Raw genomic sequence first — 26,875 nt, forward strand, 5'->3', positions numbered from 1 at the left:
GGTTACTTAAAATAATTATAATAGTGATAAGCAGAAATCGCTCCATAGACGAGAGCAATAAAAGTTAAAAAGATAAAAAACAGATTAACAATATTTACAACTCCCCCCAAGCGATATGAAAGCAGTGATTGGAGTGAAGGTTTTGCCTTGGCCCTATCCTGCTTTCCTGTCTCAATTGCATATGCAATTCTTTGATAAAGACTTATTTCAAAATCTTCACCATCAGATTCAGTGTCAGTAACTCTTTTCCAAATCTCTTTTTCAGGAATATCGTATTTCATAAGCTCAAGAACAAGGTCTTTAAGCTCTAAAAAGAATATATTGAAATGCGGGTTAGAACGAGCATTTTCAGAATAAAAGAACTCGAGAAGGTCATTATATCGCATGAGAATACGACCAATATAGCGCTTGGCCTTCTCACTTGATTTATTCTCTAGCTGGAAGTGATTCGCCTTTTCAATAGAAGAAAGCTGAGACCAATAAAACTCTCGCATGGAATAAAAACTCTTATCACCTAGCGGCTCACCTAATTTTTCAAAATCTAATTGGTAGCCACAAGCTTCACATGCTGTTTCCGTTAAGAAGTAAGAATCGCACTTAGGACATGATTTATATGCCTCTTTAGAAACTTTAAATGGGTTTGACTCTGGTGAATTTAAACGATTTTCTAATTCCATAATTCAATGATAACCACGACCTATGTAATTGGCAAATGAGATTATGAGGACTAAGATTTAAGTTATGAAAAGTATATTTAAGCACAATTGGATCCCCCTTTACCTCTTCCCTTTTTTAGGTGGCCTACTCTATGCCAGTGCCTTTCCTATAAAAGGTATGCCTTCCTTCGCTTTAGGGGCCATCATAGGAATGGGTCTTCTTCTTTCTACTCTTACTTTTCATTCTTCTGAACATGATAAAAGAACTCTTAAAGGGGAAATCCTCTCTGTTCTTGCCTTCTCTCTTGGCTATAATCTCTTGGGCTACTATTGGATTCCAGAGCTTCTAAAAGTTTTTGGAGGTCTCCATGCACCTTTTAATTATATGGTCGGATGGATGTTTACTCTTATTATTACACCACATTTAATTTTCTTCGTTTTACTAAAGAGATTAATTACAAAACTCTCTCTTAAACGAGCCACTATTTTAGCTAACGATGAAAAACGGCTATTAAGTTTTGCGATTCTTCTTACTATTTTAGAATATATTATCCCCCAACAATTTCCGGCCCACATGGCCCACCCTTGGCTTTGGCTTGCGCCCTATCTTGGTCCAGTAAAGTTCTTTGGAGCACCTCTATATTCATTTGTCTCTTTTGCTCTGGCATTATTCATTGCTTTTTTCATGCAGACAAAGAGAGTTACAAAACTTCCACTTATTGTTTTCTCCGTTACTCTTGTTTTAGGATTTTTCTTTCCACTTTCTAAAACATCTTCTGATAGTGGTGAATCAATCAAATTACGTCTTGTTCAAGGAAATATTGGAAATGATCTTAAAATTCATTCAGAGCAAGGATTACAACTGGCACTGAGTGAAGTTGTACAAATATATTCAGGTCTTAGTAAAAAAGAAAATGGCTTCGAAGCAGATCTAACAATTTGGCCTGAAACATCTTATCCAAGACTTCTTAGAAGTAAGAGTCTAAAAGAAATGCCAAGCTCTACTCCTTATGAATTTAAAAGCATCATTCATCAAACAAATAGTGAATTATATGTTGGAGGATATGATCTCTCTGATAGAAGAAATGACTTCTACTTTGAGACCCAGTACAATGCAGCCTTTTTCTTTAACTCAAAGATGGAACTAGCTGATGTTTACAGAAAGAGAATTCTCATTCCTTTTGGTGAATCTCTCCCTTTTGGACCCCTAAATCAAACGCTAGCAAAAATGATACAAAATATTTCTTTCTTTGCTAGAGGCGAGCGCTTTCCTCTATTTTCGACAAAGAACGGTCACAACTTCAATACAGCAATCTGCTATGAGATTCTTTTTTCAAATTTTATTAGAAGTTATTTCAATGCCAATGAAGAACTTCCTGATTTCATCATCAATATTACAAATGATTCTTGGTATGGAAATACATCTGAACCTCTTCAACATCTCTTTCTCTCTCACTGGAGGGCCTTAGAATTTGATACTCCTGTTGTTCGTGTAACAAATACTGGAATTACTTCAGTTCTTCATGAAGATGGAAGTGAAAGTGAGAGACTTGAGTATCACACGAAGGGAACACTCGATATAACTCTTCCTATAAGAGAGACTAAGGAAAAGACCTTTTTCCAAATAGTAGGCTTTTATGGAATGTTTATGATTTGGATCGGTCTCTTTGCTTTTTTGGTACTAATCAGAAAAAGAAAAACTAGTTCTTAGAACTGAGAGTGAATCCTTCTTTTAAAAGATCGTGTAAGCGAATAAAACCTTGAAATTTACCCTTATCTAAAACAGGAAGGATACTAATTTCTCTTTGTCTCTCTTCCATAAGTTTTAGCGCAGAAAAGGCTAGCTCATGAGAACTTATCGAGACAGGGTTTTTATTGACGATATCTTTGACTTTGACAGTTAATCCTTTGTCATTTTTAGCTAGAGTTCTTCTAATATCACCTTCGACAACAATTCCACAGAAACGTTCCTCATCATCACAAACGGCACATCCTCCGATTGGATTATTTGTCATTTGAATAATGACGTCTTTCAATGTTTCATTTTCTTTAATGACTGGACATTTACTCGCAGGCCACATTAAATCTGTTACCTTCATTCTAAGAGACTTTCCAAGAAGACCACCAGGATGATTTTCAGCAAAGCCTTCTTTAGTTAGACCAACAATTTTTTCAAAGAAAACAGCAAGGGCATCACCCATTGCCAGGGCCAATGTTGAACTTGTCGTCGGTGCTTGATTATTGAGACAAGCCTCTTTTTCAACAGAGCAATCAAAAACGATTCCACATTTTTTAGCAATTGGTGAATTGATATTTCCTAGTAGACCAATAAATTGATCTTCACGATTTTGTAAGTAAGGTAAAAGTTTTGTGATTTCTTCAGTTGTTCCCGATTTAGATAAGAAAACAATTGCATCTTGTGCTCTAACGCGACCAAGGTCTCCGTGTAAGGCTTCAGTTGGATGAAGAAAGAATGATGAAAGTCCAAGAGAAGAGAATGTTGAGGCCAGTTTCTGCCCAATTAACCCAGACTTTCCTACTCCGCAGAAAATAAGTGAAGCACCAGTGTTTCTCAAAGAAAGAAATAATTCCTCAACTTTGGAAACTTCAGATTCTTTAATTCTACTCGCTGCAAGAGTCAGTGCTTGCGCTTCAAGTTCTAAGACATTTTTTAATACTTCTACATTATTTTTCATACTCAACCGGGACTATTTTACATTCTGAATAATCAGTATAAACCAATCAAAGCTCATGATATACTTTAACAGTATTATTATTTTATTAAAAATTAGCAGAATTGACCACGTTAAGATTATGAAAAAACTTTTTTTACTAAGCTTTCTAATTCTCTTTCACTCATGTTCATCTTATGAGCAATTTCAATATATTGTTGAAGAATACGAGATGCCTACCCAGGTTTTTGACTCCGATTACAATTTGACTTGGCAAGCCGTAATAAAAATTATGTCAAGTTACGACCTCGCAACGAAGAGTCAGGAAACGGGCGTTTTAAAAACGAGATGGGAAGATAATACAATGCAAATGAATTTTAGTGATTCATTTAGCGTAGGAGATGCTGTAAAAGCAGCGAAGTTTAAACTCATTATCAATGTCGTAAAAGGATACAAAGGAACCAGAGAAGTTTCTAAAGTAACTATTTACAAGAGACAAATGATTGAGAAAGACTTTCTTCAAGGCTGGAAAGTAATAAGAAGTGACGGCATCCAAGAAAAGACAATCCTCTATCGTATTGGACGAGTGATCTCTCTTGAGAAGAAATTAAAAGAGATCGAAGAGAAGAAAGCGAGAGAAGAAGAAGCAAGCTTCTAAATCGAAACAAGAGAAATTGATTTCTTTTTCCAAAAACGTCGAATAGATTTCTTATTTCCTGTTGGAGCTTTTAAACCTTCAATCTTAGAAAGAGCATAATTGACTTCTTCAAAGATATCTTCATATTTCTTCTTTTGAATCATTGTAAGTAACGGCTTTGTTGCCTTTTTAAACTTCAGATCTCCAACTGTACGAATCACTTTCTTTACGATGTGCATTCTCTTAAGAGACTTCTTCCCCTTCATATTTTCATGATAATTTCTTTTATCATACAACATTGACCAAACATGAGGAGCAGCTTTTGTAATTGCCAGTTCGTTGATATTACTTAGGGCCTGAGTTCTTACTAACATCGACTTATCTTTTAAAAGTTTAATATAAGTTTCAGAGTAGCGTTGATCTTTTAAGGCCAAGAGTGTTTTGAGACTTGCCATTCTCATGACCCAGCTTGGATGCTCAGTAAATTTAGAGATAAAAGGTGCTGACTTTTTCCCCATAATACGGCCAAGTAAGAAAGTAGCGACCCATCTATTCTTATCAGGGAAAGACCCATCTTTCATGATTTTAATAAGACTAGGAACGGCCTTAGAATTTAAGGCCAACGTTTCCTTTTTAAGTTTTTCGATTTCTTTATTCGACTTGTATTGAATTCGATATTTTGCAAGAAGAGGTGAATTGCTAGAACCTTGAACTGATTCAATCTTTGCATAACTACACAAACTTGTAAGAACAAGCATTCCTATAAAAGTCTTCTTCATTGCAAATCCTTTGCTTTTATCCAAGCATCTTTTCAAATTCTGAAAGTAATTCTTCTGCAGACTTCTTGTCTGAATCGTCCATGGCAGGAACATCTGGCTCATCATCGCCAGCAGCTTCCTCAGCTTCCCCTCCACCTTGAGAATCTTCAATAGCTTTGGCCATTTCAGCTTCAAGATCAATTTCACTATCAGCAACTTCATCAGGAATAGCTTCTTCAGCAGGAGCAGGTGTTGGCTCAGCAACAGCTTGTGGCTCAGGTTCTGGTTCAGGAGTTGGCTCTGGTTCCGGTGCTGGTTCAGGTACTGGTTCAGCAACAGGCGCAGGAGCTGCTCCACCGGCCTTAAGAGCTTCTAATTCTTTTTTAAGTTGTTCATTTTCTTGCTGTAGTTTTTTTACATTGGCGAGATCATCTTCAATAATTGAGTACTCTTGAAGTTGTTCTTTTAAACGATCTCTTTCTTCTGTAACTTCTGCTAATTGTTGTTTTAATGCTGCATCTTCTCCACCACCAGCATTGGCAGAAGCCTCAGCAAGTTGCTTATCTTTATCTGCAAGTCTAGCTTGAAGATTTGAAATCTCACTTTGTAGAATGGCAACTTCTTCACCTGCACCACTAGCATTAGCAAGATCAGCTAACCTTTTTTCAAGATCATTGATTAAATGTTGCTTAGCCGCGAGATCTTCATTGAGCTTAGCGATTTGCGCGTTCTTTTGATTTAGCTCTTCAGTACTTGCACCACCAACTTGAACACCACTCTGTGGCAGATCTGAAACGGGAACAACTGATGGAATACCTTCAGAAACATCTAATCCCCCTCCTCTAAAAAGAGAAGACTTTAAAGAATTAGAATTTTGAATAATTGAATCAAGGTAATTCTTTACAACATGTGCTGGAATTTCATGACGAAGTTCTTGAAATTTTCTTCTATTATAAAACCAATACACGATAAGCAGAACTGCTATAAAAACGAGAAAAACAATAGAGATAATGAGTGTCTCATTTTGTATTTCCATCATATCTCTAGTAAATCTTTTTAAGATCTCTGACACTTTATCCATCCTTGGAAAAATTCAATTTCATTCTTATTATAAGGCCAATAAAATTATAGGGATAGGGCAAAATTTTTGTCAATAATTCCCTACTAATAAAACTGTTTTACTCAGGAATTAATGAGCTTTTTCATTTGTGCATGAACTGGAGATCTCGCCGCTAAAATCGTTTCTCCAAAGGGAGAAAACTTCTTAGCATTATAGTCAGTTACTTTAACACCAGCTTCCTGGCAAATAATCGCAGCTGCGGCCATGTCCCAAGGAGCCAATCCCCTCTCCCAAAACCCATCGAAGGTCCCTTCGGCCACGTAGCATAAATCAAGAGCAGCAGAACCCATGCGACGGATTCCTCGACAAGTTCCCATCATATGCCAAAAGAGATCAAATTCTTTTTGATTAGGCTTACCTTTTTCAGTTATAAAGCCTGTAACAAGCATTGATTCATTGAGTTTTTTACTCAACCTATTATTGAATATTTTCTTCGCTCTCTTGGCTCCAACTTTAAAAAATGATCCACCATTTTGGTAGGCCATAAATGTATGGGCACTCGTAGGTCTATGAACGACGCCAAGAATTGGCTGACCTTTTTTAACAAGAGAGATACATACGGCAAAGTAGTCCATTCCATTTAAAAAGTTATTCGTTCCATCAAGAGGATCGACAACCCATGCATAATCCATTTGTGCATACTTTTGGTAGGCTTCTTTTTTCCCTTGATAGTCTTGAAAAGCTGATTCCTCCCCGAGAATAGGAATCGTAGGAAAATCACGCTTTAAACTTTTTATGATATGTTTTTCAGCTTCAACATCTGCCTCAGAGAAGACTCCTTGAGCCTCTTTAGAAGTGATATTTAATCGATTAAGTTTTTTCTGGTACTTCATAAGTTTTGCACCAGTTTCAATACTAATTTTAGCAACAATATCTAAGGTCTTTTTTAACTCAGTGTTCTTCATCATCTTCTCTAAAAAAGTTTAAATCCTCTTGCGGGATTTCAAATTCATCAAACTCTAGTTCTTCAGGAGTTTTCTTTATTGGTACAGTATAACTTTCACTCATCCATAATCCAAGATCGACCATTTTACATCTTTCACAACAAAATGGTCTAAACTCACTCGAATAATAATCAAATTCTTTTTTACAATGTGGGCATTTAACAGAAAGAACCTTACTCATTCTCTATATTCCTAATGTTAGATAAAAACGTCTTTGAATTTCTTTAAATAAACGATTTGAAAGTTCATGCTCCTCGAATCGATTGGCACATCTTAAAAAGCGAAGAGAATTCGTTAACCAAATTTCATCACAATTATAGAGATCCTCTTCGTGAATTTGTTCTTGAGAAAAGTCATATGAATTCTTCTTCAAAAAATGAATAAGTTTATTTCGAACAATTCCAAGGAGAAGTCCACTTTGTTCAGGAGGAGTAATAATTCGCCCCTCTTTTACGATAAAGACATTACTAAAACTCGCTTCTAAAATATAGTCATCTGTATTTAAAAAGAGAATATCATCAAAGTCTAAAGTATTGGCCCTCTCAATTTCTCTAAGTGTTTCCAGATAATTTCCTGACTTCAAAAAACTTGGCAAAATACTGTGCCCTCGACGGGACTCACTCAAACAAAGAGAAAGGTCTTTTTGTTGCTCTAAAAACTCTTTTACACTCACAAGTGAATGATTCTTTCCCGTCAATGTTTTGAATAAAGTGATACGAAGATAGTACTGCTTTTCAGTTTCAAGTTCTAAAAGTAGCTTTTCTAAAATAGAACTCAATTCTTCGAAGTTAAAATCATCACCGTAAAGATAATTCCAAGAGCGCATTAATCTTTCTAAGTGCTCTTGTTGGAAAAGAACTTTTCCTTTAATAATACGAGTTGTAGTAAAGGGAGATTCTCCAAATAGAAAGGCCCTATTTAATAGGAGTTCACCACTTTGTGCTTCCTCTCCATCCAGGAGAATGAAATCAGTCCTAATCATTCTTATATCCATCAAAGTTACTTGAAATGTTAGATTCAATCGGTAATATATCTCGGTCAACTCATCTTAACGATGAATGAAGACAAAGGAAAGGACAATGAACACTGATCAAGTTGCCATTATTGGTCTTGGCTCACAAGCAAAAGCTTGGGCCCTAAACTTAAAAGATTCTGGACGCGATGTCTTCATTATCCTCAGGGACAAAAGCCCATCTCACGAGCTTGCGAGGAGCATGGGTTTAAAGACTTTATCATTTGAAGATGAGCTCAATTCATTTGATCTGATTGTCATGCTCACACCAGACCATATTCAATACGATCTTCTTAAGAGCTATAGCCATAAATTTAAAAATCAGGCTACTTTCGTTTATGCCCACGGCTGGTCACCTATTCGTGGAGTTTTGAAAGATTTTCCAAATTTTTCTCATACACTACTCGCCCCCAAGGCCATTGCTAGTGAAGTTCGATTTCAATATGAAACGAAGGGGAAATTAGGAGCAGCTTTTTGTACAAAGCATGCTCATAATCCAAATGAAGCAAAAGAAATTATTATTAAACTTGCTAAAGATCTAGGAATCACGGCTGGTCCTTACGAAAGTACTTTTGAAGAAGAAACAAAGGCAGATCTTTTCTCTGAACAAACTCTACTCTGTAGTCTTCTCCCTTATGGCGCACTGCTCTCTTACAATGCATTAAGAAAGAGTGGAGTAAGTAAGGAAGTTGCCTTTATGGAATGCTGGCTTGAGGTGAAACTCATTGCTGACGCCTTGGTCAAGATGGGACCTATCGAGTTTTTTCAACTAATTAGCCCTAATGCCTTGGCCGGGGCCAACAAAGCACGCCAAGTTCTCTTTGACAAAGAGTACCGTCACAAATTAGATTCACTTCTCCACGATATTGAATCGGGTGACTTTTATAGAGAATGTGAAAACACGAATCATCAAAAGCTTAGAGAGGAAGTTTTAGAGCAATGGCGCTCCCAAGAACTGTGCTCTGTTTTTGAAGAACTAAAAGACGAATTAATACCATGACGACAAAGAAGCAATCAGCACTCAATACATTAAAGATTAGAAAGAATAAGATCAAAAAAGGTGCGACACCTTTACAAATGCTAACGTGCTACGATTACCAAACAGCTCGCATGCTCAATGAAACAGACGTCGATCTTCTTCTTGTCGGTGATTCTGTTGGAAATGTTGTTCTTGGATATGAAACAACTGTTCAAGTTACAATTGATGAAATGAAAATTTTTAGTGCAGCCGTCAAAAGAGGTGCTCCAAATAAATTTATCGTTGCAGACCTTCCCTTTGGAACTTATGCAACAGTTGATGATGGAATTAAGAATGCTATCGAGCTTTTTCAATACTCTAAAGCAGAAGCAATTAAGCTGGAAGGTGCTTATCCCCATCACTTAGAACTGATTCAAAGACTTACTCAAACAGGTATTCCTGTTATGGGTCATCTAGGTCTAACACCACAATCGGTCTACGAACTTGGTGGTTACTATATGCATGGTAAGACTGATAAGTCTGCCAAGAAACTTGTTCAAGAGGCCATTGCTCTTCAAGAAGCAGGTTGTTTCTCTATTGTTCTTGAGTGCGTTTCATCTGATTTAGCTACTAAAATCACTGAAATGCTAGATATCCCGACAATCGGAATTGGAGCGGGCGAATTAACAGATGGACAAGTTCTTGTAATAAACGACCTTCTTCATTTAGGTCCAGAAAGACCGCCAAAGTTTTGCCAACCAGTTGCCAATCTCTTTGAACTTAAGAAATCACTGATTCAAGATTACTTGAAATCGAGAATTGCACCTTTTATCGAAGAGCAGCCGCCACTTCCTCTTCAATAATGAACGTTGCAACAGTTGACCATGGTAATACAAATCCCCACGTTGGTCTCTTTTCAAACGACCAGTTAACTAAAGTAATTTCTCTTAATGAGTTTTTAGAACTCGATCATCATCATTTTAAAAAAGTTATCTCGTCTGTTGGAAAACGCGAATTAATCCAGAGAATCGATGGTATCTACATCAACCAGTTTTTTAAAGAAAAACACTTTCTCTCCATGCCAGTTCACTACAGTGAAACTCTCGGTCAAGACCGGTTGGCCTGTTCTTATTACGCTTTCAAAAAATATTCAAATCAAAGAGTTCTCATCTTAGATATTGGAACATTCTTTACTGCTGATCTTGTAACAGAAAATGGCCTTGAAGGAGGCTACATCTTTCCGGGACTTCGTCTTAGTAATGATCTCTACAAAAATGGTGCTCAACTTTCTTCTGTTGATAACTTAAATGAGATTACTTCAAGCTCTCTTGCTCACACGACCTCCGATGCAATCAAAAATGCACTTCATTTACAGTTTGAGGCGATCGTTAAAGAACTAGAAACAAGAGTCAATCCAGATTTGATTCTTATAACGGGCGGTCAAAGTCATTTTTTAGAAAAGTTTACGAGGGCAAAAACATTGGCGGACAAAGAACTTATCCACCATGCTCTTTATGAGATTTTTAAATCGTTATGATAGAATTTCTTTTAAACAATCGGGAACATCAAGGGCGCGATACTTTTTACCATTAGACATTCTAATCCAAAATCCTTCTTTAACATCACCATTAACCACGATATTAATCGGCTTAAGTGTCACGATATGATCAAGATTCATAAGAATTGTCTCGTGAGTATCTTCAAGGGCCTGAACATCACGATTACTAATAATTACGAATTTCTGTAATTTCATCTTTGCTCCTTAAAATTAATGATGAGTCGCCAGTCTATAAGCTCCTGAAATTTGTAGGTAGACCTGTTGTAAAAATGACATTATTTTGCCAGAAAGCGACAGCTAGGATAAAGTTTCGCAAACCAAAATTCAGCTAGTTGAAAGAGGGATAAATGAATATTCTATTAGGTGTTTGCGGATCAATAAGTGCTTACAAAACGATTGATCTAGCCAGAGGCTTAGTCAAAAAAGGACATTCTGTTCGTGTTGTCCTGACAAAGGGTGCAACACAATTTGTCGTTGCTAACGTTTATTCTTATCTCGGCGTTGAAAAAGTTTACACATTTGATGAAGACTTTAATTATCCAAAGACCTTAGAAGATAAGGGAACTGTTCTTCATATTGAACTTGCCAAGTGGGCCGATCAATTTCTGATCGTTCCCCTCACCGCTAATACTCTTGCAAATCTTGCGATGGGTAAGGCCAGTGATCTCTTAAGTTCGATCTATCTCGCTTACTCTCAAGAAAAGAATGTTACACTTTTTCCGGCGATGAATACTTTGATGTATGAGCACCCACTAACTCAAGCAAATTTGAATCTAGTGCAACGTCTAGAAGACACTCCTAATACATCTATCTATCCTCCCGAACATGGACTCCTTGCTTGCGGAGATATGGGAGCAGGAAAGCTTCCCGATGTGGAAAAGATTTTAGAAACCTACGATCTCTTTAATCAGAATGAGTTAACAAATAGAAAAGTCGTTATCACAACAGGAGCCACTATTGCTCCACTAGACCCTGTTCGATACTTAACAAATCCCTCTTCAGGTCTCACTGGGTTCTATCTTGCAAAAGAGGCCCTTAAGAAGGGGCTAGAAGTTGTCGTTTTGGCAGGAGTACATGCGACAAAGAAGTTGGACTATTTAAGTGCACACCCTAATTTTGAAATAAAAAGAGTGACGACAACAACACAAATGCGTGATCTTGCTCTTCAAGAAATAAAAGAAGCTGATGCCTATATTTCTTCTGCAGCTCTTTGTGATTTTGAATTTGAATATCAAGATTCAAAAATAAAAAAACAGCAAAGTACGAATGCCTTGGTCTATAACAAAGCTCCAGATGTTCTCAGAGAAGTTTTAAGTAAAGTCCAAAATGAAAATTTTATAACGATTGGCTTTGCTGCTGAAACAGATGTCACTCTCCAATTGCTTGAGGAGAAGTGGCAAAGAAAACCAGTCGACCTTCTCGTTGGAACTCATGTTCACAGTGGACTTAAAGGTTCGACCCAAAAAGGCTTTCAAACAACAAAAGCCACTTACTCCTTTTATGAGAATAACCAAATCAGTTTTCAGGGCGAATTAACAAAAGAACAACTCGCTCACTATTTAATTGAAAGAGTCTTATCATGATTATCATTCACAAAAATACTGATGACTTTAAAAAAGAGAGATCAATGCTCTCAGGTTGTGTAGGACTTGTCCCTACCATGGGTAATTTGCACAGTGGACACATCTCACTTCTTGAAGCTGCAGCAAAAGAAAATGATCATGTTATACTAACGATTTTTGTGAACCCAACACAATTTGGTCCAAATGAAGACTTCGATAGTTATCCAAGGACATTGGAAAAAGATATTGAACAAGTGACTTCACTCAGTAAGAAGTTTCACAATAAGACATTTTTAATTTTCGCTCCCAAAGATCCTAAAGAAATTTATCCACAAGGTTTTTCCACAACAATTCAGATTAGCGGTATCACTGACTCATTGTGTGGCAAAAAACGTCCGGGACATTTTGAAGGTGTCGCAACAGTTGTTTATAAACTCTTTTCACTTTCAAAAGCTCATAAAGCCTACTTTGGTCAAAAAGACTATCAACAAACTCTAGTTATAAAAAAGATGGTTCAAGATCTCGATTTACCTATTGATATTATTGTTTGCCCAATCTCTAGAAATGAAGACGGACTCGCCCTCTCCTCTAGAAACCAATACTTAACTCAACAGCAATATCCCTTGGCCCTCAATCTTCCAAAAACTTTAGACAAGCTTGAAAATCTTCTAAAAGAAATGACATGGACAGAGAGTTTCGTTAAGATTAACGCTCTTTTAGAAGAGCAACTAAATAGCGATAACTGGGATTATTTAGAAGTTCTCGATGCAAACTCTTTAACAGAAGTTGGCCCCTACACAGAAGAAGTTGTTCTTGCTGGCGCTTACTATGTTAACAAAACTCGATTAATCGATAATAGGTTAGTAAAAATAAATTATGCTTGATAACGAATTTCATATTTCTAGAGAGAGTAAAGCCTCAATGGTTTCTCTCATTTGTCCAAAGTTTCCTGCTCACTCTACAGAACAAGAAACTCTTCGCTCACTCACAGAACTTAGAGAACTTCTTAGAACTCTAGGAATCGAAACAGGTGAACAATATATTCAAAATAAAAAATCTGTCGATCCAGCAACAATTCTTGGATCGGGAAAGATTACTGAGATTGCCGATCAAGCAAAACAAGAAGGTTCTTCAATTCTTGTCTTTGACTGTGAGTTAACCTCTAGTCAAATTCGTAACATTAAGAAGTTAACAGGACTTTCTGTTGTCGATCGTTGTCACGTTATTCTTGAGATCTTCTCTGAGCACGCCCGCACGAATGAAGCAAAAATTCAGATTGAAATCTCTCGCCTGCAATACATTTTACCAAGGCTATCTGGTTTCTGGTCTCACCTTGGCCGTCAGCGAGGTGGTATTGGAGTAAAAGGAGGGGAAGGTGAACAACAAATCGAACTCGATAGAAGGATCATTCGTGAGAGAATCGAATTCTTTAAAAAACAACTTAAAGAAATTGCAAAATCTCGTGAACAACAAAGAAAGAAAAGACAGAATAAGGCCATAACAGCTGCCCTCGTTGGTTATACTAACGCAGGGAAATCTTCTCTTATGAACAGACTCTGTCGCGTTGATGTTCTAGAGGAAGATAAGCTCTTTGCAACACTTGATTCGACCTACAGAATGCTTAACCCTGATACAAAACCACCGATGATTCTCATCGATACCGTTGGATTTATTTCCAATCTTCCCAATACATTAATTGATGGATTTAAGACGACACTTGAATCAGCTCTTGAAGCAGATCTTTTGATTATTGTTTGTGATATATCTGATCCTCATTATAAAAAACAATTAGAGGTCACTTTTGAAGTTCTTGAAGAACTTGGACTTCGCGATAAAGAAAAGTTTATTGTCTTTAATAAAAAAGACCAACTCGATGACTTCCTAAAACAAAAAATGATTCTTCGAGATTACCCACACAGTTTTCTTGTTTCAAGCTTTGAAAAAGCAGATATGGATAATCTAAGAAACTACATTGTTAACTTCTTTTTAGAAAAGCAAGATCACTACGATCTCTTCGTTCCCTATGATAAAGGAGAAGCGCACGCGATCGTTGCCAGCAAGACAAACTTGATCAACAGCGTAAACCACGAGCGAGGAATCTTTTATAGAATCCGAGTTCCTTCTTTTATTTTCAACCCTTTAGGGCTTCAGGATTTCATTTTAGCGCCTGAAGATGAAAGGCCTTCAGAGCTTTAAGCAGTCAGTAAAGTTCTTTCGTAAATAACCGATAAGAAAAGGAGAATATTAATCTTTTCTTAACGAAGGTTACGAAAGTGCTTAGACGGTTATTTCCATTGATTTGTATGACTCTACTGAGCATGGGTATCTTTGCGAGCACTCTTCAAATTCCTCGTTCACTTAAAATCGATCGCAATGTCACATTGAGATCTAAGAGCTACTTCGGTGGGCAAAGCTATATCATTGGTTATCTCACTCCTGGAGTTAGGGCCGATATTCTTGAAGTTGACACCAATAAACGAAGTGGTGTTGGGATGAAAATCAAAATTACTTCAGGCCCAAATAAGGGAAGAACAGGTTGGATCTATTATCACAAAAGTGAAAGAAGAAGAGTCTTTAGTCTCTTTGATAGAGACGGAAATAATGTTAACCCATCTTCTCGTGGCTTCCACGACTTTTTTAAACAAACGAATAATCTAAGAAAAATTGGACAACAATCAAGTAATAAAGAAAGTGAAGACAAAATTTGGGACAAGATCAAAAGCGGAGAATATCTTCTCGATACTTCTAACGATACCGGTGGTCCAAATATCTCTTACCGAGTTCCTATTAAAAGAAATACAGATGGTTCACATTATTACATCGTAAAACAAACAGCGCGAAGACTAGATAAGCTTCAAGAGATTATTACAAGTGATAGTCTAACCAGTTTTTTAAAGTCATGTGAGCAGCAAGATATTGTTGAGGCCAAAGAAGAAGTTCCTGTTGAAGAAGAGAAACAAGACGAAGACGATCTTGGAATGAAATGGCTGCCAGGATGTTTGAGCTTAGCTAAAGAAGACCTCTCTTTGGATGACATGAAAGAATTAACAACATGTTCAGAGTCTATTAAAAAGGCCATCACAGGTCTCGATGATAGAAGAAAATTAAAAAAATCAAAACGCGTTTCGGTTCTTACAAATATGTTTTTAAAACTTAATCCAAAAGAACAGGAATTTGCGGCCATGACATTAACGGCTTTTGGGGAGGCCGGAATTTTAACTCCTCCCGATGAAGAAATGATGATCGTTATGAAAGTCATAAGAAATAGAAGAAATGATGCGAGAAAAAAGGGACATGAAGAAGCAACAGATTTAGATGTGGCCTTACAAAAAGCACAATTTTCAATGTATGACCCGGGAGCACCTCAGTGGAGAGATGCTGTTGCGGCATCTGCGAAAAACCCTTACACACAGGCAGCTATTCGCTCTTACGTTAAGTTTCAAGATGCTCGCTACTCTCCAGACCCGCAAATTGATAACGTTTATCATTATCATAGAGAGTATGTAACATGGGCCAAGTGGTCTCGTGGAAAAAAACCTTTCCTCGCTCGCGTTGACAATTATCCAGTTGGGAGAAAGCGTAAGCGCCACAACCTCTATGCAAATATTCGTTGGGGTTTTGCCTACTCTCCTTATAAGGAAAGAGCTGATAAAATTAAGTCAGGAGCTTCAAGATGAAATTACTATTCACTCTATGTTTTCTTATTAGTTTCCAGACACTCGCTAACGATTGGTACATCCAAGACAAAGATGGATTTTTTCTTCTTACAAGCAAAGAAGATAAAGAACATTATTATCAGTTAAGAGATGTAGGAGGAGGACCAGAATTTCAACAAGTCGAAATCTTACGTGGTGATATTGTTAAACTTATTTATAATGCAGGAACAGCTGGGACATCAGCACCAATATCAATGATCAGGGCCATCGTTTACAATACAAAAACAAAGAAATTTTTGGGAGATTATCCCCTTGCCTATAGATCAGTAATGAAAATGAGTTTTGAGCAACCACAATGGCAAATAAAAGAGAACATTCTCTACGTCTCAGATTCTAATTACGATGAAATCTGGACGATAAAGCTCCCCTAACTTAAAGAATATCAGCTAAAGATAAATAAGTACCTAGAGCAAAAACAATAAATGTTAGACCTAGGCCACCAAGAATAAAGAGTAATTCCTTATCCATTATTCAATCCCTATATCTTTTAAGAATGTCGAAATGACAATTGGTCTCGTCAGAACTTTGCTAGATCGCTTTTCTAAATCCTTATCAAGCTGCTCTCCTTCATTAAGAATGACTACGACAGGAATCTGCGAAACAGAATCATCCAACATCGTTTTTAAAAACTCATCTTTATGAGATTCGACGGCCGATTGTGAAACAACGAGAACCGAAGGAGCAAAGTCACTAATAATATAGAGACTATTTTCTCCATTATCTGTGCTGTAGCATTCAATTTCGGCCCTCTTACACAGGCTTGAAATTGTATCTTGAACAAATTTCTCTTGATCGATGAAATAGATTTTTTTCATTTTATCACTCTAGCAAAAATGTTAACCTTCAATTTAAGTAATATACTTTTTCCCACAAATTCACTAGGAAAAGCTAGTGGGATTCAGTATATCATTAAAAAATAGGTGGAAAAATGGCTCAAACAGTAAAAGTTATTGAAATTACTTCAGGAGAGGTTCTTTTCTCATGCACAATGGAGCAAAGAGACAAGGCCTATGACTACGCTGAACAAATGGAGGCCATGGGAATCGATGTGAAAATTGAATCACCCTCTTGCCCAGAAACATTAGCGACAGCTTTGAGTGCTTCAAAAGAGTCTATCGACTCTCTTAAAAAGGCTATCGATGACGAAATCAAAAGCCATGATATTACAGAAGGTTTGGGTTGTGCCGTCTGTCTACCTGATACAGATCTAGAGCAATGAAAATTCCACAAAGGCTCGAATTAAAAATTAAAAGCTATTTGCGTTTAATCAAAAGAGCTCTTCAGCATGAGACAAAAGAAAACTCTCAAATGATTCGTACCTACTTGCGCTATTCACAAGGAGAGGCAAGTAAAGAAGAAATGAGCAAGGCCAATGTTCAATTTAAAAGCTTTCTTAAAACAATTGGCCTAGGAGTCTTAGCAGTCCTTCCTTTTGCCCCAGTAACCATTCCTGCAATGGTAAAACTCGCTAAGGAATTTGATATCGACTTGATCCCTTCTTACCTAAGAGAAGAAAATAAAGATCAGTAATCCCCAGATTCGAGTTGCTTATTCTGTTTTTTAATCATCTCCTGAAGACCATTCATGAGACCTTTAAAACGCTGTAATTCTTTTTCTACATCGCCATCATTGATCTGGGACTCGTCTTTAGTATTTGCTGTAGGAAGGGAGTTCCCAAGAACTTGCTCCATCAATTTTTTCTGATCACTTCCTAATTCAATATTATTAATAGCTCCAGGTTGTGCAATGAGGGCGGCGGGGTAACAAGAAGTTATTCTTCTACTAGCATCAATAACAATATCGAGATTAATCTCTTTTTGAACGACTTTATTTCCATACACATCACCCAATCTCTCAATAGAAACAATTAGTGCCGCTCTACCTTGAAGACCGTCCACCGTGTCTTCTACATATTTTTCTAATGACAGCCCATTAATCTTTAATTTTCCCTGAGCAAGAACATCACCTACTTTATATTTCACTTTTCCACTTGGTCGAAGGATCTCCTGAATCTTAAGTCCTTCACTACGTAATGTTTTTCCAACCAAAGTATTAGCGCACACATTGTACTTTCCTAAATAGGTTCTCATTTCACTAACAAGAATATGACTTTCACCCTGTGCCGCGAGAGTTTGCTGACCTTTATTTTGCGTTTTCATGAAAGTAATAAAGCCAGTCGCAACGACGCCCATGATCCCTAAGACCATCATCATTTCAATAAGTGAAAATCCTTTCTTATTCATTATTCCTCCACATGGTGAAATATTTTAGTGGAGTCAGAGATTTTTTAAAAGAGGCAGAAAAAAGAAAACCCTCCATCCGGAGGGTTTAAGTTGTATGGTGTTGCTCAAATAGTACCCAAGTAATTTCCCCAAATTACTTAAGGTATTGATTTAGTCGTACGTTAGGAATTCTAGACACGCTCTCTCCATAACATCCGTTCATCGGATTAAATTGGTCACACACGTTCACGCGGCGACACTGAGCGATTGGATCCCAAACATAGTCTTTAGCTCCTCTTACCAGAATTCCCTCTACAAGACCTGTTTGAGTATTTAAAACGGCCGAACCAGAGTTTCCACCGAAAGTATCAGCATTTGTTCTAAAAAACTCAGGGTGAGAGTTATCAACAACGTAAGCATTAGTTGTAACTTTCGTTAAAAGACCGCTTGGGCTACCAATAATTGTTAGTGGCTCAAACTTGCTTGGCTTTCCTGTCTTTCTAAACTTTAACGGAGTTCTTCCTGTTACTTTTCTATCCAATTTTACAACTGCATAGTCTTTCTTAGTAAGTGGCTCAAGAACAGATGTGAGAACTTCTTTACAATTGTATACACTTGAAGATGGAACAGTATTATCTGCGGCCTCTTCATTATCGTAGTCAAATACCCAAGAGTATGTTGAACAGTCTAGTCCCTGAACACAGTGACCTGCTGTGACAAGAACATCATCACCAACAAGGAAACCTGAACAGCGACCGATCGAGTTTTGCTTAGCAAATCTCTCATCAGGACAAACGCCCATAACTCTTTCAAGAGAGGCATAGATGAGCCTAGTTTGCTCACCAACATTTAGCATATATCTTTTATCAATTTGAGTTGCACTTGCTTTAGCGAAATCTACAACTCTTTGATCTAGGATTTCAGAAAGGTCATAACGATCATCTTCGCCATAAATAACTTTTCCTGTTCCGTAAGAACTTAAGGCCGTCGTTAATGCCACTGCTCCTAAAATAACTTTTTTCAACATTCTTCCTCCCTCTACTTGTTCACAATTCACAGTTTTTGCGAACAGGAGTAATATGTAAGATCTTCATTCAACCGTCAGGAGAGAATGTAAAAGTTACATTGGTTTGTAAGTAGATGTAAGAAAGAGATTTATCTTACTAATGGAAGGGTTAAAACGACGGAAAGACCTCCGTCTCTTTTAGATTTTATTTTCATATCACCTGAATGGGCATGAATAATATCATGAACCATTGTTAGACCAAGTCCGACATTCCCCTTGCCTGTAGGACGCTTTGTAAAGAATGGTAAATCCATCATAGGAAGCTCCCCTTCCTTAACCCCTACCCCGTTATCAGAAATCTCAATTCGAGCTAAAGAACGGACTTGATCGATGGAGACATGAATTGTTGCTTTGAAGATAGGATCTTCTTTTGCTTTTTCTAGAATTCCATAAAAGGAGTTTGAAAAGATCTCTTCAAAGGCCTTGGTTAAATCTCTCTTTGAGCAAGGTATAAATGAAGACAATGCACAATGAATTGTGAAATTCACATTGATAGTAAGCCTTTCTCTTTCTTTGGCCTCTTCAAAACTTGATTTAATGAGCTTTTCAATATTCTCTTGTTCGACGATGAGATTTGAACATTCTGTTTTTGAGAGGATTGTCGATAGGACATCTGCCGTTCGCCGACTCCCATTTCGAACAACACTTGAAAGAGCTTCCAATTCATCCATAAGGTCAAAAATTTCACTTTTTCCTACGCCTTCAGCCTTCATCTTTTTTAACTCTTCTAATTTCATAAGAAGCGCTTGTGTAGAAGTATCGAGTATATTGATTGGATTATTTAATTCATGGGCCATTCCTGATGCAAGAACTCTTAGACCAGACAACTTTTCTCTGGCCATGACATTACGATCATTCATATATCTTTTGGCCTTTTCCATCGCTGTTTTCTGTCTTTCAGAAAGGATTGTTTGAACTTCTCTTTCGGCCGAAATTGAACCGACTAATTGACTTAAATAGGATTCACAATAACTAACAAGGTCGCAAAAGTCCTCCACTCCAACTTTATCCTCAATTGCAAATTTTCTTTTAATCTCTTCTGTTTTAATGCCCGCTTGCTCTTTATCTAAGAATCTTTTTAAAGATTTTGAATACTGTTCTAAAAAACGAACTGTTGAAAGAGATTCAGAGATGATCTCTTGTTCAACGAAATTAGATTCCTCTAATCTTCTTCCAAGCTTAGAAAAATAAAAAAAGCAAGGTAGATTGATTGCCATTGTCCAAAAGAAGTTGTGACCAATTTTATCGAACTCTTCAACCCCAAATAAAGCATAAGGTTTTAACAATTCAATTCCAAATGGACCATGATGAATGAAAGGTGAAGAAGGAGAAAATGACTCGATAATCCCAGGAAGAAAAAGAGTATAGAACCATAGTATCGCACCAGAATAAATTGAAATTTTCATCCCTAAACGATGGGCTCCCTTCCAAAAAAGTCCGCCCAAAAAGGATGGTGCAAGTTGAAAGATACAACAGAATGAGACCATACCAGTAGCAATAATTGGAAAATTTTTAGCGACAAATTCAAAATAAAGAAAGGCCAAAATCATGAGGACGACGGCCGTAACTTGCTTTATAAAGTAAAGCTTTTTAAAAATATCTTCCATTCTCTTTCTTTGAGCAAAAGGAATAATGAGATTATTTGTAATCATGGATGTAAGTGAAGTTACCTCTAAAACAACCATTCCTGAAGCTGCAGAGTAGCCTCCTAAGAAAATAATAATTGAAAGCCAATGAAGTCCCAAAGACTCAGGTATCCCTAATGAAAAATTACTCGCTTGGACATTTTGCAAAAAGCTCGCACCATAAAGACTAATCGGAATAATAAAAACAGTCATAATAATCAAATATAAAGGGACATACTGAGTAGCTTTAACGATGTCAGATTTCTTTTTTAACTCGAGAATACTGACGTGAAATTGCCTTGGAAGAAAGAGAAAAGCAAAGGCAGAAACAAAGATAGTATAGATCCATTTATTTGTTTTACTAAAAAAGACCTCTGAACCAAAAACAGGGTCATCATGAAAAAGACGATCCATGACGACTGATTTTTCTTGATCAAAAAGGAGAAAATAAAGAACAACGACACCAACTAAACACATTCCAATAAGCTTAACTAGACTTTCCACTGCAATAATTGTTGAAAGTCCATATTGATCGGACTTATCTGCTAATTTCTTATTTCCAAAAAACAGGGTAAAGAAAATGAAAGAACACAATACAAATAAATCAATTCCAAAAAGAAGAGGCCCTTCAGTATTTGAGAAAAAACGTATTGAAGAGTTCACTGCTTTCATTTGAACACTTATATAAGGCAGCATACCGATAAAAAGAAAGCATGTAACAAAGACAACTGTCTTTTCGCTTCTTCTATAAATGACGTTAATTAAATCCGTTATATTCGTGATCTCATAACTTCTCTTTAACTCTACAATTCTATAGAGAATCGTCTTCCAGAGAAAGGAAGATAAAATCGGGCCGACATACACTGCAAAATAAAAAAGTCCATTATTTTGCACTCCTTCGAGTGAACCATAGTATGTCCAAGTCGTACAATATGCTCCATAGCCCAAGACATAAATGGCACTACTTAATCCCTTCACTCCTTTCTCAATATAGCGTGGAAGAGTTTTTCCAACCGCCCAAAGAATAAGAGTGTAAAGGGCAAGAGAGATGATCAGCGCAAAAATCATCGATCACCTCGGTCTAAAAAATTACTAATGACAATGAAAAAGAAGGAAAATGAAAAATAGGTATAAAGAACATTGATGTTACTAAAAAGCCCTTTCGCAAAGAAGGGAAAAAACGAAGCGATAAGTCCAATGATGATTAGTGCATCACGAATGATTCTCATGCCGAAACTCTTCTTCTAAACGAACTTTAAGAGCATTAAAATCAATGGGCTTAGTTAAGTAGTCACTCGCTCCCTTTTCTAGTGCTTTTGAAATATAAGATTCATCTGTATAAGCTGATTGCATAATGATTTTAAACTGAGGATAATTTTCATTCATATACTGAAGAAGTGAAAAGCCATCCATCTCAGGCATATTTATATCAGAGAGAATGATGAGGGTGACAAATTTATCATAATTTGATGATAGATAATTAATAAATTCTTTTGCGGATAAAAATGTTTCAATCCTAATACCGAGTTTCGTTGCTGTCGTACCGAGCATTACTTGGTAGATGGTTAAAATATCTTCTTCATCATCGATGATTGCAACTACATTTTCCATAATCACGCCTCACTCTAGTGAAAACATTCTTTTTCTATTTTATTTTCTATTCTTGATATGAGAGCTCGAAAATCAATTGGCTTAATAAAGTAATCACTGGCTCCAGATTGAAAGGCCTTACGTACATAATTAGGCTCGTTCATTCCCGTTTGCATGATGACTTTTATATTTGGGTGATTACTATGACAGTAATCTAAGAGAGATAACCCATCCATTCCTGGCATATTGATATCGGCCAACAAGACAGCATCAGAAACTTCTTCTCTTAGAGATTCAACAAACTTAATGAAGTCCATAGAGCGTAAAAACGTCTTAACTTCATAGCCATACTTCAATGATAGCCCCTGAAGCATTACTGAATAGACTTCCAATATTTCAGCATCGTCATCGACGATCCCTATAAACTTAACCATAAAAACACGCTGTCCTTATCTAATGCTTTTTATTTAGTTTAGCACATCACCGAAAGACAACGACTTAAGAAAAACAAAAAAGGCCTCCCGAAAGGGAGGCCCATATTTAAGAAAATTTAAGGTATTTCTTATTCTACAGAGAAACCTTTAAGCTTGTCAGCAAGAGTTGCTGTTTTAACTGGCTCATGTGAGTATGAACCGTTAGCAGCAGCTGTAGCAGCAGACTTGATAGAAAGAGCGATTTTCTTGGCATCTTTATCAATAGAGATAACCATAGCTTTAACCGCGTCTCCTCTCTTAACAACGTCTTCTGGCTTTTCAACTCTTTCTTCAGAAAGCTCAGAAATGTGGATTAGACCTTCGATTCCTGTTTCTAGTTCTACGAAAGCACCAAAGTCAGTTACACGAACAACTTCTGCTTCAACAACTGTTCCAACTGGAAGTCTAGTTTCGATCTTTTTCCATGGATCTTCTTGAAGTTGCTTAATTCCAAGACAGAATTTAGCGTTATCTTTATCAACAGAAAGAACCATTGCTTCAACGTCCTGACCTTCTTTGAACTCTTCGTTAAGATTAACGTTTTTCTTTGTCCAAGAAATATCAGAAACGTGAATTAGAGCGTCTACTTCTTCACCTAGGTCAACGAACATTCCAAATTCTACGATAGATTTGATCTTACCAGTAGCTTTAGAACCTACGCTATACTTAGATTCGATAGCATTCCAAGGGTTGTCTTGTAGTTGCTTAAGACCAAGAGAGATTCTCTTGTTCTCAACATCAACGTCAAGAACTTGTGCTTCAATAGACTCACCAACGTTGAAGTGCTTAGCTGGGTTTTTAATTTTCCCTGTCCAAGACATTTCAGAAACGTGGATAAGACCTTCGATACCATCGTCAAGCTCAATGAATACACCGTAATCTTTAACAGAAACGATTTCACCTTTAACTTTAGTACCAGCAGTGTATTTTTCCTTAGCTTTTTCCCAAGGGTTCGGTTGAACCTGCTTAAGACCAAGAGAAACTCTTTCTTTTTCTTGATCAAACTTAAGGATTTTAACTTCAATTTCATCACCGATAGCAAGTAGGCTTGAAGGATGCTTAACACGTCCCCAAGACATATCAGTAATGTGAAGAAGACCATCAATACCACCAAGGTCGATGAATGCACCGTAGTCAGTGATGTTTTTAACGATCCCTTTAACAACCATACCTTCTTGAATTTGAGAAAGGATTTCACCTCTAAGTTTTCCTCTCTCCTCTTGAAGGATAGCTCTTCTAGAAAGAACGATGTTCCCTCTTTTCTTGTTGAACTTGATAACCTTGAATTCCATCTTTTTACCGATGTACTTGTCTAGGTATCTTGTTGGTCTTAGGTCAATTTGTGAACCAGGAAGGAAAGCCTTAACACCGATATCTACCGATAGACCACCTTTAACCTTAGCAACAACTGTACCTTCAACTGGAGTTCCTTTTTCACAAGCTTCAGAAATTTTATCCCAAGCTTTAAGGATCTCAGCTTTGTCCTTAGAAAGAACAAGGTTTCCAAGACGTGATTCAAGTTTCTCTAGGTAAACTTCGATTTCATCGCCTTCAGAGATTTTAAGAGTCCCGTCATAGTTAAGGAATTCCTTAACGTGAACTAGACCTTCTTGCTTGTATCCGATGTCAACCATTACATAGTCTTGACCGATACGAACAACTTTACCTTTGAAAACTTCACCTTCAGTAAAATTCTCTTCTTTTTGCTCAGCTAGAAGTTTTCCGAATTCCGTCGCTTCTTTTGTTTCAACGTCTTCACCGAAAACTACTTCGTAGTCTTGCATCCATTTTGGAGTTTCAAATGTATTTGCCATATAGCACCTCTTTCATGAAAACCAGGGCTCCACCCCTAGAATCCACTCTTTTTATTTTCCCGGTAAAACCGAGTCCACTTATCCCCTACTGAGGCATCGCAGAATTTTTTAAAAACTTGACGCGCAGAATACCTAAAAATTCCGCGCACGTACAGGAAAAATTTGGAGAAATTATCGTTTTACAGGGTAGAGTCGAAGACGTTTATTCAAGGACTTCTCATACAGACTAAGTATTTGATTTTTGTAGGTCTTACCGCCAAACATTCTCTCAATTTGCTCGCGAACAAAAGTCAAGTTCTGGCAATATTGGTTACTTTTAGAAAGAACTTCAACGCAACAATTTTTAAGATCTCTCGCATCGCCGGACTTATAAGTTTTTCCGACTCTTCCAAGCTGGCGAATCATTTCCATACTAGAAGGGTTTCGAGGAGTGACCACAGGAACTTTATTTACAAGTGCAGTCATCGTGTAATCTTCAAGAGCTTCACTTGGGTTGACGGCAATCCACAAGTGTAGATTCTTTTGATACTCTTCTACACTCTCTGCTCTTTGAAATTCGACATGATCCTCTAAATTATTCTCAGTTATAAACTTATCGACTTCCGAGAAAATCACAAACTCCATCCACTTTTTATCTGAAAGAAGGTGAAGCTTAAAATTTCGCTCAGAAAAAGGTCCATGAACAAGGGAGTTTAAGCAACGAAGAACGGGCATGATATTGCTCGCATCTTCTTCATGTCCACCAACAAATAACCCGATATCCCAACACTCTTTCGATTTTTCAAGCTCAACCTTTCGATCTACTTTAAGACCCAGGCCTATAAACTCCATTTTCATAGGAGGGATGTTTAAATGACCACGAACACTTTCAAGCATCTCTTTCATTGGTAAGAAAACGAGATCAATGCGAGAAACTAAGGGACGAAAATAGAAATTTAAATAGAAGCTTTTTAAATCTCGATTAAGAGTTAATATGAGGGATTTATATTTTTCTTTTCTTAGAAAGTAACTAAGAGGCCAAAGATAGTTCAAGTTGTAACAATGAACAATATTAACATCAAACTTCTTAATAATTGATCTCAACTCTCCTAATCGATACCAATGACGAAATTTAATACGGTTCTTTCCCTGATGAAAAAAGCAATGAATATTCTCTCTCTTAGCATGTTCGTGTAAAGAAGAATCGCGCAAACAGTAGAGAAAGACATTGTGACCAACATCACGAGCAATTTTAATATCTTTTAAGGCCATACGTTCTCTTGTTCCCCAATACTTACTTGGGCAAACATAGAGAATATTTTGTTGGTCTTTATAGATATCGATTTGCATTACTCGATCTTATCCCCTGTTTTATAATTAATAAGCTCACCTTCGATGGCACCTATTTTAACTTTCGCTTCGAACTTTAATAACTTTCTTGTCTCATCAGCTGAGTACCAAAAGATAATATCGCCCTTTTTCTTTAGAACTCCAGGAAATCTCGTCTCAGCTTTAATTTTTAAAGCATCATATTTTTTTCCATTGACGACAATCGACTCTCTTTTGTCGACTTTCATCTTGAGCATCCAAAGCTTGGCCCTTGTAACGACAGGAAAGCGATACTCATCTCCTATCTTCAGAGGTAGGCCTCGAGCGAAGTAGAGAGCTGAAAACGAGTCTTGAAAATATCTTGGGATATATTCATTCTTTTCTCTCTTTTTAATTTTTCCATCTTTTACTCTTTTATACCAGAAATAAGTTTTAAGCTTATCCTGATCAAAGACTTGGAGATCATCAACATTTTGACCGCTCTCTCTTTGAAAGAGCGTGTACTTAAGAGGAATAAGGTTGTCCGTTGCCATAAACGTCTCGACAGTATCTTCCAATTTGTAGACATATTCATAAAAGCTTGCGGACTTAAGGATTCCCTTCACATGATAGGCTTCTTTATCTCCAAGCATCACTCGCCCGCGAGATTGGAGCTTAATATGGCCCGCCGTAATTCCTAAGTAACGAACAGCAATTGTGAACTCTTCTCCTTCATAAAAAAGAGGAGATCTCTTTTTCCATGTTTTCTTTGATTCCCTATCATAATCTTTATAGATCTCAGGATAGTCATCAGGGTAAATGAAATTTGGATTTGTCTTAACAACTGATAAGTCTTTTTGAACGTTCTCTTGTTTTATTGCTGGAAGAGTTTCGCTCACCTTTTTCTGTTCAGGCACAGGTTTAGATTTAACCTTTTTATTGATCTTTTTTTTAGGAGTATTTTTTAGAGCTGTTTCTTTTTTCTCTTCAACTTTTGATTGAGCTACAGTTTTTTTCTTCGCTATTTTTGTAACTTTGAATTTATTAAAATTCTTTTCATCGAGTTTAAAAACCTCAACGAGATCATTAGCTTGTTTCTCATTTTCATCAAATAGACGATCATCTTTTGTCGCACAAGAAGACAATAGGAAGACTGAAAATGCAATAGATAGAAAAGGGAGTTTTTTTCTCAACAATTGTCCCAT

Annotated in this window: 29 protein-coding genes; 12 read left to right on the forward strand and 17 right to left on the reverse strand. The window is 36.9% G+C overall.

The features are described from left to right. Positions 1-2 precede the first annotated feature (2 nt). Complete coding sequence (locus tag HBN50_RS13195) at positions 3-677, reverse strand: hypothetical protein (protein WP_273870717.1); 675 nt, start codon at positions 675-677, stop codon at positions 3-5. 64 nt (positions 678-741) lie between these two features. Between HBN50_RS13195 and lnt the strand changes: the two genes are divergently transcribed. Continuing rightward, entirely contained in the window at positions 742-2,367 is a 1,626-nt protein-coding gene (gene lnt / locus HBN50_RS13200) for an apolipoprotein N-acyltransferase (RefSeq protein WP_273870719.1), read from the forward strand. Here the strand turns inward: lnt and HBN50_RS13205 are convergent. Continuing rightward, positions 2,357-3,352: a KpsF/GutQ family sugar-phosphate isomerase gene (locus tag HBN50_RS13205; protein WP_273870720.1), complete on the reverse strand. Its 996-nt coding sequence runs from the start codon at positions 3,350-3,352 to the stop codon at positions 2,357-2,359. The two genes, lnt and HBN50_RS13205, sit on opposite strands and share 11 nt — an antisense overlap. 118 nt (positions 3,353-3,470) lie before the next feature. Here HBN50_RS13205 and HBN50_RS13210 point away from each other — a divergent pair, with 118 nt between their 5' ends. Beyond that, a complete protein-coding gene (locus tag HBN50_RS13210; RefSeq protein ID WP_273870722.1) occupies positions 3,471-3,986 on the forward strand; it encodes a hypothetical protein in 516 nt (171 codons plus the stop codon). On the opposite strand, the gene HBN50_RS13215 is transcribed toward HBN50_RS13210, so the two are convergent. The 5 genes from HBN50_RS13215 to HBN50_RS13235 form a co-directional block, all read right to left on the reverse strand. After that, positions 3,983-4,744, reverse strand: a complete 762-nt coding sequence (locus HBN50_RS13215; RefSeq protein ID WP_273870724.1) for a HEAT repeat domain-containing protein — start codon at positions 4,742-4,744, stop codon at positions 3,983-3,985. The genes HBN50_RS13210 and HBN50_RS13215 overlap by 4 nt on opposite strands. Positions 4,745-4,760: 16 nt before the next feature. Continuing rightward, the gene (locus tag HBN50_RS13220; RefSeq protein WP_273870726.1) at positions 4,761-5,795 is read right to left on the reverse strand and encodes a hypothetical protein; all 1,035 of its coding nucleotides are present in this window, start codon (positions 5,793-5,795) and stop codon (positions 4,761-4,763) included. 110 nt (positions 5,796-5,905) lie between these two features. Further along, on the reverse strand, positions 5,906-6,751 hold the full coding sequence (locus tag HBN50_RS13225) for an inositol monophosphatase family protein (protein ID WP_273870728.1): 846 nt from the start codon (positions 6,749-6,751) through the stop codon (positions 5,906-5,908). Beyond that, on the reverse strand, positions 6,735-6,968 hold the full coding sequence (locus tag HBN50_RS13230; protein ID WP_273870730.1) for a DNA gyrase inhibitor YacG: 234 nt from the start codon (positions 6,966-6,968) through the stop codon (positions 6,735-6,737). Before HBN50_RS13230 ends, HBN50_RS13225 begins: the two co-directional genes overlap by 17 nt. A 3-nt stretch (positions 6,969-6,971) precedes the next feature. After that, the gene (locus tag HBN50_RS13235; RefSeq protein WP_273870731.1) at positions 6,972-7,769 is read right to left on the reverse strand and encodes an aminotransferase class IV; all 798 of its coding nucleotides are present in this window, start codon (positions 7,767-7,769) and stop codon (positions 6,972-6,974) included. A 97-nt stretch (positions 7,770-7,866) separates the two neighbouring features. Here HBN50_RS13235 and HBN50_RS13240 point away from each other — a divergent pair, with 97 nt between their 5' ends. The 3 genes from HBN50_RS13240 to HBN50_RS13250 are packed head-to-tail and all read left to right on the forward strand — an operon-like array spanning position 7,867 to position 10,294. Next, entirely contained in the window at positions 7,867-8,799 is a 933-nt protein-coding gene (locus tag HBN50_RS13240) for an NAD(P)-binding domain-containing protein (protein WP_273870733.1), read from the forward strand. Further along, the gene (panB, locus tag HBN50_RS13245) at positions 8,796-9,620 is read left to right on the forward strand and encodes a 3-methyl-2-oxobutanoate hydroxymethyltransferase (RefSeq protein ID WP_273870735.1); all 825 of its coding nucleotides are present in this window, start codon (positions 8,796-8,798) and stop codon (positions 9,618-9,620) included. The genes HBN50_RS13240 and panB overlap by 4 nt, the downstream gene beginning before the upstream one ends. Continuing rightward, positions 9,620-10,294: a type III pantothenate kinase gene (locus tag HBN50_RS13250; RefSeq protein WP_273870738.1), complete on the forward strand. Its 675-nt coding sequence runs from the start codon at positions 9,620-9,622 to the stop codon at positions 10,292-10,294. Before panB ends, HBN50_RS13250 begins: the two co-directional genes overlap by 1 nt. Here HBN50_RS13250 and HBN50_RS13255 read toward each other — a convergent pair. Beyond that, entirely contained in the window at positions 10,289-10,510 is a 222-nt protein-coding gene (locus HBN50_RS13255) for a hypothetical protein (protein WP_273870741.1), read from the reverse strand. The two genes, HBN50_RS13250 and HBN50_RS13255, sit on opposite strands and share 6 nt — an antisense overlap. Positions 10,511-10,662: 152 nt before the next feature. On the opposite strand from HBN50_RS13255, the gene coaBC reads away from it, so the two are divergent. The 5 genes from coaBC to HBN50_RS13280 all read left to right on the forward strand — a co-directional run bounded on the left by coaBC (position 10,663) and on the right by HBN50_RS13280 (position 15,964). Continuing rightward, the gene (gene coaBC / locus HBN50_RS13260; protein WP_273870742.1) at positions 10,663-11,898 is read left to right on the forward strand and encodes a bifunctional phosphopantothenoylcysteine decarboxylase/phosphopantothenate--cysteine ligase CoaBC; all 1,236 of its coding nucleotides are present in this window, start codon (positions 10,663-10,665) and stop codon (positions 11,896-11,898) included. Further along, positions 11,895-12,761 carry a pantoate--beta-alanine ligase gene (gene panC, locus HBN50_RS13265; protein WP_273870745.1) on the forward strand — a complete coding sequence of 289 codons (867 nt, stop codon included), beginning with the start codon at positions 11,895-11,897 and terminating at the stop codon, positions 12,759-12,761. The genes coaBC and panC overlap by 4 nt, the downstream gene beginning before the upstream one ends. Further along, positions 12,754-14,073 carry a GTPase HflX gene (gene hflX / locus HBN50_RS13270; protein ID WP_273870748.1) on the forward strand — a complete coding sequence of 440 codons (1,320 nt, stop codon included), beginning with the start codon at positions 12,754-12,756 and terminating at the stop codon, positions 14,071-14,073. The genes panC and hflX overlap by 8 nt, the downstream gene beginning before the upstream one ends. Before the next feature lie 77 nt (positions 14,074-14,150). Continuing rightward, on the forward strand, positions 14,151-15,554 hold the full coding sequence (locus HBN50_RS13275) for a hypothetical protein (RefSeq protein ID WP_273870749.1): 1,404 nt from the start codon (positions 14,151-14,153) through the stop codon (positions 15,552-15,554). Next, positions 15,551-15,964, forward strand: a complete 414-nt coding sequence (locus HBN50_RS13280) for a hypothetical protein (RefSeq protein WP_273870752.1) — start codon at positions 15,551-15,553, stop codon at positions 15,962-15,964. The genes HBN50_RS13275 and HBN50_RS13280 overlap by 4 nt, the downstream gene beginning before the upstream one ends. Positions 15,965-16,060: 96 nt before the next feature. Here the strand turns inward: HBN50_RS13280 and HBN50_RS13285 are convergent, their stop codons facing one another. Further along, positions 16,061-16,408, reverse strand: coding sequence for a hypothetical protein (locus HBN50_RS13285; RefSeq protein ID WP_273870753.1), 348 nt, complete (start codon positions 16,406-16,408; stop codon positions 16,061-16,063). A 113-nt stretch (positions 16,409-16,521) separates the two neighbouring features. Here HBN50_RS13285 and HBN50_RS13290 point away from each other — a divergent pair, with 113 nt between their 5' ends. Together HBN50_RS13290 and HBN50_RS13295 are read left to right on the forward strand one after the other, a co-directional pair. Then, positions 16,522-16,812: a hypothetical protein gene (locus tag HBN50_RS13290; RefSeq protein ID WP_273870754.1), complete on the forward strand. Its 291-nt coding sequence runs from the start codon at positions 16,522-16,524 to the stop codon at positions 16,810-16,812. Continuing rightward, positions 16,809-17,123 (forward strand): hypothetical protein, encoded by a 315-nt coding sequence (locus HBN50_RS13295; protein ID WP_273870757.1) that lies wholly within the window; start codon positions 16,809-16,811, stop codon positions 17,121-17,123. Before HBN50_RS13290 ends, HBN50_RS13295 begins: the two co-directional genes overlap by 4 nt. Here the strand turns inward: HBN50_RS13295 and HBN50_RS13300 are convergent. The 8 genes from HBN50_RS13300 to HBN50_RS13335 all read right to left on the reverse strand — a co-directional run bounded on the left by HBN50_RS13300 (position 17,117) and on the right by HBN50_RS13335 (position 26,875). Then, positions 17,117-17,836 carry a type II secretion system protein gene (locus HBN50_RS13300; RefSeq protein WP_273870759.1) on the reverse strand — a complete coding sequence of 240 codons (720 nt, stop codon included), beginning with the start codon at positions 17,834-17,836 and terminating at the stop codon, positions 17,117-17,119. The two genes, HBN50_RS13295 and HBN50_RS13300, sit on opposite strands and share 7 nt — an antisense overlap. A 133-nt stretch (positions 17,837-17,969) precedes the next feature. Continuing rightward, complete coding sequence (locus HBN50_RS13305) at positions 17,970-18,842, reverse strand: trypsin-like serine peptidase (RefSeq protein WP_273870761.1); 873 nt, start codon at positions 18,840-18,842, stop codon at positions 17,970-17,972. Between the two features lie 128 nt (positions 18,843-18,970). Continuing rightward, complete coding sequence (locus tag HBN50_RS13310) at positions 18,971-21,574, reverse strand: ATP-binding protein (protein WP_273870763.1); 2,604 nt, start codon at positions 21,572-21,574, stop codon at positions 18,971-18,973. Between the two features lie 144 nt (positions 21,575-21,718). Beyond that, positions 21,719-22,117 carry a response regulator gene (locus HBN50_RS13315; RefSeq protein ID WP_273870764.1) on the reverse strand — a complete coding sequence of 133 codons (399 nt, stop codon included), beginning with the start codon at positions 22,115-22,117 and terminating at the stop codon, positions 21,719-21,721. Between the two features lie 14 nt (positions 22,118-22,131). Then, a complete protein-coding gene (locus HBN50_RS13320; protein ID WP_273870765.1) occupies positions 22,132-22,530 on the reverse strand; it encodes a response regulator in 399 nt (132 codons plus the stop codon). A gap of 128 nt (positions 22,531-22,658) precedes the next feature. Continuing rightward, positions 22,659-24,383 carry a 30S ribosomal protein S1 gene (locus HBN50_RS13325; RefSeq protein ID WP_273870766.1) on the reverse strand — a complete coding sequence of 575 codons (1,725 nt, stop codon included), beginning with the start codon at positions 24,381-24,383 and terminating at the stop codon, positions 22,659-22,661. 171 nt (positions 24,384-24,554) lie between these two features. Beyond that, complete coding sequence (locus HBN50_RS13330; RefSeq protein WP_273870768.1) at positions 24,555-25,712, reverse strand: glycosyltransferase family 4 protein; 1,158 nt, start codon at positions 25,710-25,712, stop codon at positions 24,555-24,557. Then, positions 25,712-26,875 (reverse strand): DUF3108 domain-containing protein, encoded by a 1,164-nt coding sequence (locus tag HBN50_RS13335; protein WP_273870770.1) that lies wholly within the window; start codon positions 26,873-26,875, stop codon positions 25,712-25,714. Before HBN50_RS13335 ends, HBN50_RS13330 begins: the two co-directional genes overlap by 1 nt.

Source organism: Halobacteriovorax sp. GB3 (assembly GCF_028649655.1).
Lineage (GTDB): Bacteria > Bdellovibrionota > Bacteriovoracia > Bacteriovoracales > Bacteriovoracaceae > BSW11-IV.